Annotated in this window: 10 protein-coding genes; 8 read left to right on the top strand and 2 right to left on the bottom strand. The window is 74.5% G+C overall.

The features are described 5' to 3' along the window. Position 1 precedes the first annotated feature (1 nt). The 3 genes from BLV05_RS19115 to BLV05_RS19105 all read left to right on the top strand — a co-directional run bounded on the left by BLV05_RS19115 (position 2) and on the right by BLV05_RS19105 (position 3,104). A complete protein-coding gene (locus tag BLV05_RS19115) occupies positions 2-841 on the top strand; it encodes an alpha/beta fold hydrolase (RefSeq protein ID WP_046771001.1) in 840 nt (279 codons plus the stop codon). A gap of 552 nt (positions 842-1,393) precedes the next feature. Next, the gene (locus BLV05_RS19110; protein WP_046771000.1) at positions 1,394-2,626 is read left to right on the top strand and encodes an MFS transporter; all 1,233 of its coding nucleotides are present in this window, start codon (positions 1,394-1,396) and stop codon (positions 2,624-2,626) included. A 43-nt stretch (positions 2,627-2,669) separates the two neighbouring features. Continuing rightward, positions 2,670-3,104 (top strand): VOC family protein, encoded by a 435-nt coding sequence (locus BLV05_RS19105; protein ID WP_046770999.1) that lies wholly within the window; start codon positions 2,670-2,672, stop codon positions 3,102-3,104. A gap of 11 nt (positions 3,105-3,115) precedes the next feature. On the opposite strand, the gene solA is transcribed toward BLV05_RS19105, so the two are convergent. Continuing rightward, complete coding sequence (solA, locus tag BLV05_RS19100; protein WP_046770998.1) at positions 3,116-4,231, bottom strand: N-methyl-L-tryptophan oxidase; 1,116 nt, start codon at positions 4,229-4,231, stop codon at positions 3,116-3,118. Positions 4,232-4,401: 170 nt separating this feature from the next. Between solA and BLV05_RS19095 the strand changes: the two genes are divergently transcribed. Further along, on the top strand, positions 4,402-4,608 hold the full coding sequence (locus BLV05_RS19095; protein WP_152690930.1) for a hypothetical protein: 207 nt from the start codon (positions 4,402-4,404) through the stop codon (positions 4,606-4,608). Here BLV05_RS19095 and BLV05_RS19090 read toward each other — a convergent pair whose 3' ends face one another. After that, positions 4,609-5,028 (bottom strand): VOC family protein, encoded by a 420-nt coding sequence (locus BLV05_RS19090; protein WP_046770996.1) that lies wholly within the window; start codon positions 5,026-5,028, stop codon positions 4,609-4,611. A 194-nt stretch (positions 5,029-5,222) separates the two neighbouring features. Between BLV05_RS19090 and BLV05_RS19085 the strand changes: the two genes are divergently transcribed. The 4 genes from BLV05_RS19085 to BLV05_RS19070 all read left to right on the top strand — a co-directional run bounded on the left by BLV05_RS19085 (position 5,223) and on the right by BLV05_RS19070 (position 10,525). Further along, complete coding sequence (locus tag BLV05_RS19085) at positions 5,223-5,924, top strand: sigma-70 family RNA polymerase sigma factor (protein WP_052762841.1); 702 nt, start codon at positions 5,223-5,225, stop codon at positions 5,922-5,924. A gap of 29 nt (positions 5,925-5,953) precedes the next feature. Then, a complete protein-coding gene (locus BLV05_RS19080) occupies positions 5,954-6,904 on the top strand; it encodes an alpha/beta hydrolase (RefSeq protein WP_046770995.1) in 951 nt (316 codons plus the stop codon). Between the two features lie 32 nt (positions 6,905-6,936). Then, positions 6,937-7,659: an alpha/beta fold hydrolase gene (locus tag BLV05_RS19075; protein ID WP_046770994.1), complete on the top strand. Its 723-nt coding sequence runs from the start codon at positions 6,937-6,939 to the stop codon at positions 7,657-7,659. 97 nt (positions 7,660-7,756) lie between these two features. After that, a complete protein-coding gene (locus BLV05_RS19070) occupies positions 7,757-10,525 on the top strand; it encodes a helix-turn-helix transcriptional regulator (protein ID WP_152690934.1) in 2,769 nt (922 codons plus the stop codon). Positions 10,526-10,915: the final 390 nt, after the last annotated feature.

The following is a 10,915-nucleotide window of genomic DNA, read 5'->3' as shown; positions in this document are numbered from 1 at the left end:
GATGCCGCACGCGAACACCGACGGGATCGAGATCTTCTACGAGGTCGCCGGCGCGCCGGACGACCCCGTCCTCGTGCTCGTCGCCGGCGGCGGCGCGCAGCTGATCGCCTGGCCGGACGAGTTCGTCGCGCTGCTGGTCGCCGAGGGCCTCCGCGTGGTGCGGATGGACAACCGCGACACCGGTTACTCGCAGCGCTTCGGCGGGCCCGAGGACGTCGACGGCGGCTACGAGCTGTCCGACCTCGGCGAAGACATCGTCCGCGTCCTCGACCACGTCGGCGCGCCGTCCGCCCACCTCGTCGGGCACTCGATGGGCGGGATGATGGCGCAAGTGGTCGCGCTCGACCATCCGGAGCGGGTGCGCAGCCTCGGGCTGCTCAGCACGATCCCCGGGCAGGACCCGCGGTACATCCTGCACGGCGAGCGCGAGGAGCTGCTGTCCGCTCCCCCGCGGCTGACCCGCGAGCAGGCGGTCGTGTTCGCCGTCGAGGCGGTGACGCCGGACCGCCCGCAGCGCTACGACCCGCGGGTGGAGTGGCACGCCTGGGCGGCGGGGCTGGCCTACGACCGCGGCTACGCGCCGGAGGGTTTCGCGCGCCAGTGGGCCGCGCTGCGCCGGGCGCCCGAGCGGCTCGAGCGTCTGCGCAGCGTGACGGTGCCGACGCTCGTGCTGCACGGCCGCGACGACGACGTCCTGCACTGGTGCGCGGCGGTGGACATCGCGGCGGCGATCGGCGGCTCCGAGCTGCGGGTGTACCCCGACATGGGCCACCTCACCCCGTGGGAGCTGTGGCCGGACCTCGTCGCCGCGATCGTGGGCACCGCGCGCCGCGGTACCTAGCTTCGCCGGGGTGCTGGCGATCCACCCAACCGTCCGCGGTGCTTTGCAATGAGCACCTCTACGCACCACCCGTCCGCGGCAGGGCCGGGCCTTGGCTCGGCTGACCATCGCCTTGGCACGGCTGGTCACCGCCCCGACGCCCGAAATACGCAGTTCCGAGCGGTGACCAGCCGTGCCAAGCTGCGCCCGGCCGCGGGTGGTGCGTCACGGTGCTCATTGCAAAGCGCCACACACCACCCAGGACCGGCCGATGCCCAGGTCAACGGCGAGTACCCGATATTCCGACGAGCGCAGGCCCGATCCGGGCGGCATCCGACGGATGCTCGGGTAGCCGCCGGTTCGACGACCATCACGGGACCGCACTCGTCCCCGTCGCCAACGTCAGCAGCAGGAGAGCCTCATTTCTGGCAGGGTCCGGCAGAGCTCAGCTGGAACGTGGTGCGGCAGGGAACTTCGCTCGGTTGAGGTGCACGTCACTCGGCTGGGGTGGGGCAGCGCTCGGCGGGCTGGGGGCGGCGGGGCAAGGCTGGTGGCGTGCGGCAGAGTGGGCGGGTGAGTGCCGAGCCGCCGTTCCCGCCGCCGGGGTTCCGGCGGTTCTGGGCCGGCGAGGCCGTCTCGGGACTCGGCAGCTACGTCACGCTGCTGGCGCTGCAAACGCTCGTGGTGCTCGACCTGGACGGCGGCGCCACGGAGGTCGGGTGGGTGAGCTCGGCCCGCTGGCTGCCCTACCTCCTGGCCGGGCTGGTGGTGGGCGCGCTCGTGGACCGGGTGCGGCGGCGGCCGGTCATGATCACCAGCGACCTGGCCCGGGCCGCGGTGCTGCTGATGATCCCGGCCGCGTGGGCCGCCGACCTGCTGACGCTGCCGCTGCTCGTGGTCCTGGTGGCGTGCTTCGGCGCTGCCTCCCTGGTGAACGACGCCGCCTCGATGGCGTTCCTGCCGCGGCTCGTGCAGCGCGTTCACCTGCAACGGGCGCACGCGCGCATCGACGGCGCCGATGCCGTGGCGCAGACGGCCGGTCCCGCGCTCGGCGGGCTGCTGGTCCGGTTGATCGGGGCGCCGCTGGCGGTCCTCGCCGACGCTGTCACCTACGTGTTCTCGGCGGTCATGGTCGCGACGACCCGGGTGGACGAGCCGCGCGACCGGGCCGGCGGACCGGTGCCGAGCCTGCGGCGTGAGATCTCCGAGGGGGTCCGCTGGGTGTACGGCGGGTCCGGGCTGGCGCGGCTGGCCGTCGCGACCCACGTGTGGTTCGCCGCGAACGCGATGGTGCTGGTGGTGCTCCCCGTCTGGGCGTTGGTGGAGCTCGGGCTGTCCCCGTCCACCTTCGGCCTCACGACCGCCGCGGCCGGCGTGGGCGCTCTGCTGGGTGCGTCGGTGAGCACGGCCGCCGGCCGCCGGTTCGGCACCGGCGGGGCGATCATCGCCGCCCACGCCGTCATCACCGTCGCCGTCGTTGTGGTGGCGACGGCCGGGGCGGGGACCGGGACCGTCCTCGCCCCGGTGCTCCTCGGCGTGGGCCAGGGGCTGTACGGCCTCGCGATGGGGCTCAGCAACTCGCACGAGATGACCTTCCGGCAGGCGCTGACTCCGGACGCCCTGCAGGCGCGGACGAACACGACGATGCGGTCCTTCAACCGGGGCGTGGTCGTGGTCGCGTCGCCGCTCGCGGGGCTGCTCGCCGACCGGCTGGGGCTGGCGTCCGCGCTGGTGATCGCCGCGGTGATCTTCGCCGGTACCGTGCTGATGCTGCTGGCGTCGCCGTTCCGCCACGCCCGGATCTAACCTCGGGATCTCGGCGGCCGGCGCGCGCCGTTAGGGTGGGCCGATGACGTCGGTCAGGCAGGTCCAGGTCACCTTCGACTGCGCGGAACCCGAGCGCCTCGCTCGCTTCTGGTGCGAGGTGCTCGGGTACGTCGTCCAGCCGCCACCGGACGGGTACGCCGGCTGGGACGACTTCGAGCGCACGCTGCCGCCCGAGCAGCAGGGCTCGGCGTTCGCCTGCGTCGACCCCAACGGGGTGGGCCCGCGGCTGTACTTCCAGCGCGTCCCCGAAGGCAAGGTCGTCAAGAACCGGGTGCACCTCGACGTGCGGGTCGGCACCGGACTCGTCGGCGACGAGCGCCTCGCCGCCCTCCAGGCCGAGAGCGCCCGGCTGGTCGCGCTCGGCGCGGTCGAAGTGCGGGTCCTGCTCGCCGACGAGGACAACGAGTCGTGCATCCTCATGCAGGACATCGAGGGCAACGAGTTCGACCTCGACTGAGGGCGCCCGGGTCAGGCCGGCGCGGCGAAGCCGGAGATGTCGTCGGCGGTCCCGCCGTCGATCGCCAGTTCGGCGAGGATCCGCCCGATCGCCGGGGTGAACTTGAACCCGTGCCCGGCGGTCAGCGCGACGAGGACGTCCGGGTGCTCGTCCAGCGGCCCGAGGACGAACTCGCGGTCCGGCGTCAGCGCATACTGGCAGGTGACAGTGCGCAGCGGCACGCCGCGGCCCGGGACGATGCCGCCCAGGAACGACGTGAGCTGCTCGACCAGCTCGGGTGCGGGCACGAAGGTGCGCTCCTCCGGCGTCATCAGGTGGTCCGAGACGTCGCGCGCGGCCTTGATCGTCGGCTCGCCGTAGGCCGGGAACCCGTAGAAGCAGTGCGTGTCCTCCCAGATCCAGACCGGGAAGCGCGCGGGGTCGAAGGCCGCCGGGTCGTCCGGCTTGAAGTAGGTGACCTGCTCCTGCATCGTGACCAGCGGGATGGCCGCGCCCAGCGGCTCCAGCAGCCGGTTCGTCCAGGCGTCGGCCGCCACGACCACCTTGCGCGCCCGCACGTCGCCCGTCGCGGTGTGGACGACGACGCCGGCGCCGTCCGGGCGGAGCCGCTCGACCGGCGTGCGGTCGCGGATGACCGCGCCGTGCACGCGCGCCTGCAGCTGCAGCGTCGCGACCGTGCGGGCGGCGTGGACGATGCCGGTGTCCGGCGTGTAGACGGTCTCGACGTTCCCGGCGAGCGTGAACTGCGGCCAGCGCGCACTCACGTCGTCCGGGCCGAGCAGGTCGTACGGCACACCTGCGGCGTCGAGGCTGGTGCTGAAGTCGGCGGCGTCGTACGGGCCGTCCGTCGGCAGGAAGACGACGCCGCCGGTGACGGTGAGGAACCGCTCGCCGGCGACCTGTTCGAGGTCGGCCCAGTCGCGGTACGCCGACTGCGCCAGGCGCACGTACCGCTCCTCCCCGTAGGACGTCCTGACGATGCGCGACGTGTCATGCGAGGCGCCGCGCACGTGCCCGAGCTCGAACTGCTCGAACGCGACGACGGCGGCGCCCTTCCGGGCCAGGTGGTAGGCGGCAGCGCTGCCCAGCGCGCCCAGGCCGACGACGGCCACGTCGAACGTCTCCATGTACGCCAGGCTCCCGGACGCCGCCGGGCGCCGGCCATGGAGCGATCGCCCACTGTTCCGGCGCGGGAGTGTGGCACCGCTACGGCGCCGAGCCACCGTTGCATGCGATCGCTGTCACGGACGGCGCCGGTGTCCGGTCGTACCTGACATCCAGATCGAACGGAGCGGTGATGACGGAGTCCGTGGACAGGCCGGAGCTGGAACGCGAGGTCCGTGAGGAGCTGAGGCAGGTCGAGTCGAGCCACCCGGAGGAGGCCATGGAGGAGCCGATGGCGCAGTGGCGGTTCGACCCGGTCGAGGCCGAGGAGTACGAGACGATGCTGCGCGGCGTCCTCGCAGCGGCGGAGAACGCCGACGACGAGCAGGCGGGCGCCTGATCAGTACCAGAACACCTCGGCCGGGATGCGCTCCGGCACGTCGTTCTCGCCGTCGTGGTGCAGGAAGACCAGGCGCTGCCCCTCGGGATCCCACACGTTCAGCACCGTGATGGCGTCCTCGGCGAGCAGGTGCCTGGTGGTCTGCGCCGACAGGTCCTCCGCCCGCCGCTCGAGATCGTCGAGCAGGTCGATGGTCGCCAGGCGCCAGACCAGCGCCTGCACGATGCGGTCCGTGACGTGCTGGACGTGGCGCTCGCGCATCGCGATGGTCGAGGTGCCGGCCGGGGTGGCGAGGAGTGCGGCGTCCGGCGAACGGCGCGCCACCTCCAGGCCCAGCAGCCGCGTGTAGAACGCGGTCGCGCGGTCCACGCTGCCCACGTGCAGGACCGCCGCCTGCAGCCGCACGTCTGCGTCGCTCATGGTCACCTCATCCGGTCGCCGGTGTTCTCACCCCTTCGACCGAGCGGGACGGCGATCCGTGACACCCCGTGCCCACGCACCCACCACGGACCGGCCCACGGCCTTTCCAGGGCGCGGCCACGCGGTCCGGACCGGGAGGTTGGTTCTGGTGGCGTCATCGCGACGCGCGCCGGGGGCACTCACGGGGAGGCGCAGTGGACACGCAGCTGCTGGAGGCCGGTCGGGACCTGGACCGGGCGACGTCGATCTTCATGGGGCAGCGGCCGCGGTTGTTCACGATCGCGTACCGGGTCCTCGGCAGCGCCCCCGAGGCGGAGGACGTCGTGCAGGAAGCCTGGATCCGGTGGCAGCGCACCGACCGGACGGTCGTCCTCGACCACGGGGCGTTCCTCTCCACCACGGTGGTCCGGCTGGCCATCAACGTCCGCCAGTCCGCCCGGAGGCGGCACGAGCTGGACGTCGGCCCGGAGTTGCCGGAGCCGCCGGAGTCGCCCGACGACCGGAACGGCCCCGACGTCCAGGCGGAGCGGCGCGAGGCGGTGGAGCTGGCGGTCCAGCTGCTGATGGAACGTCTGACGCCGGCCGAGCGGGCGGCGTACGTGCTGCGCGAGGGGTTCGCCTACCCGTACCGCCGGATCTCCGACGTGCTGCAGCTCCGCGTCGCCCACGCCCGGCAGCTGGTACGGCGCGCGCGGCAGCGGCTCTCGTCCGGGCGGACGGCGCCGGTCGACCCGGCCGGCCGGCGGCGCCTCGTCGAGGCGTTCCTCGCGGCCGCCCGGGCCGGCGACCTCACCGTGCTGGAGGGCGTCCTCGTCTCGGAGGCCGCCGTCGAAAGCGGACGGCGCGACGCCCCGCGGGTGTCACGCCCCGCACCGCTGCCCGGTCGTACGCGGTGAACCGATCTCTCGCAGAAGGGCACAGAGCCATGAGCAACCCCGTCCTCGAACCGGCCGCTCAGGCATTCGCCGACGCCGCCGCCACCCCGCCCCCGCTGTACGAGCGCGGACCCGAGGGCGCCCGCAAGGTGCTCGACGACGTCCAGGCCGCGCCCGTCGAGCTGCCCGACGTCGACGAGAAGTGGATCACCGTCCCCGCCGACGTCGGTGACGTCCGCGTGCGCCTCGTCCGGCCTGCCGGCGCAGGCGGGCCGCTGCCCGCGGTGCTGTACGTCCACGGCGGCGGCTGGATCCTCGGCAACGCGGGCACCCACGACCGCCTGGTCCGCGAACTGGCCGTGGGCGCACAGGCCGCGCTCGTGTTCGTCGAGTACGACCGCTCCCCCGAGGTCCGCTACCCGGTCGCGATCGAGCAGGCCTACGCCACCGCGCGCTGGATCACCGCGCACGGCGCCGGCGAGGGCCTCGACGCCTCGCGGCTCGCCGTCGCCGGCGACTCCGTCGGCGGCAACATGACCGCGGCGCTGACGATCCTCGCCAAGCGGCGCGGCGACGTGACGTTCGTCCACCAGTCGCTGTACTACCCGGTCACCGACGCCGGGCAGGACACGGCCAGCTACCGCGAGTTCGCCGGCGGCCCGCACCTGACGGCCAAGGCCATGGAGTGGTTCTGGGACGCCTACCTGCCGGAGAAGGACAAGCGCGACGAGATCACCGCGTCGCCGCTGCGGGCGACGCTCGAGGAGCTGGCCGGGCTGCCCGAGACCTTCCTGGTCGTCGACGAGAACGACGTCCTGCGCGACGAGGGCGAGGCGTACGGCCGCAAGCTGACCGCGGCCGGCGTCCGCATCACCAGCGCCCGCTACAACGGCACGCTGCACGACTTCATGATGCTCAACCCCGTCCGCGGGACGGCCGCCTCCACCGCCGCGGTCGAGCAGGCGATCCACGTCCTGCGCAAGGCGCTCGGCCGCGACTAGCGCGCCGGGACCTCACGAGAAGAGAAGGACCCATGTCCGAGCAGCAGCCCACCATCGTCCTCGTCCACGGCGCCTTCGCCGAGTCCGCGAGCTGGTCCGGCGTCGTCGAGCGCCTGCGGGAGCGGTCGCTCGACGCCGTCGCCGTCGCCAACCCGCTGCGCAGCCTGTCCGGCGACGCGGCCTACGTGCGCGACGTCCTCGCGTCCATCGACGGCCCCGTGGTGCTGGTCGCCCACTCCTACGGCGGCATGGTGATCACCGAGGCCGCCGCCGGCAGCACCTCCGTGGCCGCCCTCGTCTACGTCTGCGCGTTCGCGCCCGACCAGGGCGAGTCCGCGTTCGGGCTGTCGACGAAGTTCCCCGGCAGCACGCTCGGCGAGGCGTTGAACGCGTACCCGGTCTCGACCGGCGGCAACGATCTCGCCATCCGGCCGGACGCCTTCCACCACCAGTTCTGCGCCGACGTCCCGGCCGCCCAGGCCGCGGTGATGTGCGCGACCCAGCGCCCCGCCACCGAGGCCGCGCTCACCGCAGAGCTGGCCACCGGCACGCCGGCCTGGCGGACGATCCCGTCGTGGTTCGTCTTCAGCGACCAGGACCTCAACATCCCGGTCGCGCTGCACCGCTACCTGGCCGAGCGGGCGGGCGCCAAGGCGACCCGGGAGATGCAGGGCGCGTCGCACGCGCTCAGCGTCTCCGAGCCCGACGCCGTGACGGCCTCGATCCTGGAGGCCGTCGACGCCGTGACGACGTAGCGGGGCCCGGTTCCAGCGGCGTGGCCCCGCCCGTCCGGGGTCACGCCGTTGCCACGGCCACGGGGCCTCAGTAGGCTCGCCAGGGGCGATGCCGATGATGGATCCGGCGCTCGGGCTACGCGGCCGGCACGGCGAGTGCGACGTCCTGGACGGGCTGCTCCTCAAGGCCCGAGCCGGTCAGAGCGCCGTCCTGGTCCTGCGCGGTGAGGCCGGCATCGGCAAGTCCGCGCTCCTCGACCACCTGCTCGGGCGGGCCGCCGGCTGCCGCGTCGCGCGGGCCGCGGGCAGCGAGTCCGAGATGGAGCTGGCCTTCGCCGGGCTGCACCAGCTGTGCCTGCCGTTCCTGGACCGGCTCGACCGGCTGCCGGCGCCGCAGCACGACGCGCTGGTCACGGCGTTCGGCCTGAGCGCGGGCCGGCCGCCGGAGCGGTTCCTCGTGGGGCTGGCGGTGCTCAGCTTGCTAGCCGACGTCGCCGCCGACCGGCCGCTCGTCTGCGTCGTCGACGACGCCCAGTGGCTGGACCAGGTGTCGCTGCAGGTCCTGGCGTTCGTCGCGCGCCGGTTGGCCGCCGAGCCGGTCGCGATGGTGTTCGCGGTCCGCGATCTCGACGCGCACCTGGAGCTGGCCGGTCTGGCGGAGCTGACGGTCGGCGGCCTCAGCGACGCCGACGCCCGGGCGCTGCTGGACTCCGCCGTTCCCGGACGGCTGGACGAGCACGTTCGCGACCGGATCGTCGCCGAGACGCGCGGGAACCCGCTCGCGCTGCTGGAGCTGCCGCGCGGCGTGACGGCGGCGGAGCTGGCCGGCGGGTTCTGGCGCCCGGACGCGGGCCCGCTGCCGGGGCGCATCGAGCACAGCTTCCTGCGCCGGGTGCGGTCGCTGCCGCCGACGACGCAGCGATTCCTCCTCGTCGCCGCTGCCGAGCCGGTCGGCGACGTCTCGCTGCTGCTGCGCGCGACGACGCTGCTGGAGCTGGGCGCCGACGCCGCCGGGGCCGCCGAGACGGCCGGCCTGATCGAGCTCGGCGCCCGGGTCCGGTTCAGGCATCCGCTGGTGCGCTCGGCGGCCTACCGGGCGGCCGGCAGCGGCGACCGCCGCGAGGTCCACCGCGCGCTGGCCGAGGCGACCGACCCCGACGCCGACCCGGACCGGCGCGCCTGGCATCGCGCGCAGGCCGCGGCCGGGCCGGACGAGGCGGTGGCGGCCGAGCTGGAACGGTCCGCCGGACGGGCACAGAGCCGCGGCGGCGTGGCGGCCGCGGCGGCCTTCCTCGAGCGGGCCGCGGAGCTGACGCCTGACCCCGTCCGGCGCGGCGTCCGGGCGATCGCGGCGGCGCGGGCCAAGCTCCGTGCCGGTGCGCCCGACACCGCGCACGCGCTGCTCGCCACGGCGCAGCTGGGTCCGCTCGACGAGCTGCACCGGGCGCAGGTGGCACGGCTGCGCGCGCAGATCACGTCCGTCCGGCGGCGTGGCGGCGACGCCGTCGCGCAGCTGCTCGACGCGGCCCGCCGGCTCGAGCCGCTGGATCGGGCCGCGGCCCGGGAGACCTACCTCGAGGCGCTCGGGGCCGCGTTCTTCGCCGGCCGCCTGGGCACCGGGCTCCCGGCCGCCGCCGCGGCCGCCCGGGCGGTCCCGTCCGGACCGCGGCCGCCGCGGCCCACCGACCTGCTGCTCGACGGCGTCGCGACGCGGCTCGCCGACGGCTACGCGGCCGGCGTGCCGGCGCTCACCCGCGCCCTCCAGGCGTTCCGGGGCGACGACGCCGACGACGCCGTCATGAGCTGGCTGTGGCTGGCCTGCCCGGTCGCGCCGGAACCCATCGCGCCGGACCTGTGGGACGACGACGCCTGGCACGACCTCGCCACGCGCGCCGTCCGGCTGGCCCGCGGCGCCGGCGCCCTCACCGTCCTGCCGGTCGCGCTCAGCTACCGCGCGGGCGTCCACCTGCATGCGGGCGAGTTCGCGGCGGCGGCGACGCTGATCGAGGAGTCCGAGGCCATCGCGGCGGCCACCGGCAACCCGCCGCTGCGCTACACGCCGATCCTGCTGGCCGCCTGGCGCGGCGACGAGACCGCTGCGCGGGCCGCGATCGACGCCGCCGTCCACGAGGCGGAGGCCAGGGGCGAGGGCCGCGCCCTCGGGCTGGCCGGCTACGCGACCGCGGTGCTCGACAACGGCCTGGGCCACTACGGGGCTGCCCTCGCGGCGGCCCGGACCGCCTGCGACTACGAGGACCTGGGGTTCTACGGCTGGTCGCTGGCCGAGCTGGTCGAGGCCGCCGTCCGTGCCGGCGCCCCCGCCGAGGCCGGAGCGGCGCTGGAGCTGCTCCTGGAACGCGCCGGTTCCAGCGGCACCGATTGGGCACTGGGCGTCGGCGCCCGGTCGGCGGCGCTGCTCGCCGACGGTGAACGGGCCGACGCCCTCTACCGCGAGGCGATCGAGCGGCTCGGCCGCAGCCGGGCCGCCGTCCAGCAGGCCCGTGCCCGGCTGCTGTACGGCGAGTGGCTGCGCCGCGAGAACCGCCGTGCGTCCGCCCGCGAGCAACTGCGCGCCGCCCACGAGACGTTCGCCCGCATCGGCGCCGAGGCGTTCGCCGAACGTGCCCGCCGCGAGCTCCAGGCCACCGGCGAGACCGTGCATCGGCGCTCGACCGGCTCGGGCCTCGCGCTGACCACGCAGGAGGCGCAGATCGCGCGCCTGGCCGGCGACGGGCTGACCAACCCGGAGATCGGAGCGCAGCTGTTCATCAGCCCGCACACGGTCGAGTGGCACCTGCGCAAGGTGTTCGCGAAACTCGACATCAGCTCCCGGCGGCAGCTCCGGACCGCCCTGCCGGCCGGCGTGCGAGCGGGCGCACCGGTCTAGTCGGGTCGGGGCGCCTCAGTTGGGCGTCCCCCCACTGCCCATTCTCTTAGCCGCGCAGCCGCGCTTCAAGCGGACTAAGTGGCCGTGCGCCGTTGGGTGCACCTGACTCGTGTCGATCATGGAGAAGGTCGGCTCTGGAGGCGCTCGGAAGCCGACCTTCTCCATGATCAACTCGGCGCCGGGGGCGGCGGAGGGCGGACCCGGCGAGTACTGGCGACGGGTGGGACCAGCCGCAGTCTGCTTGACGCGTACCCCCAGGCCCTGGACCCCGGGGCCGTCTGAAACCCGGTCTCCCGCTCTTGTCTCGCGGCTCGACCAGTGCTCGCCGACACCAATATGACCGATCCGCCGGCCGAAGTGTGACGGGTCGGTCCGGCGTCTGGATGCTGC

The organism is Jiangella alkaliphila, from assembly GCF_900105925.1.
GTDB lineage: Bacteria > Actinomycetota > Actinomycetes > Jiangellales > Jiangellaceae > Jiangella > Jiangella alkaliphila.
This window is presented reverse-complemented; position numbering and strand designations above follow the sequence as displayed.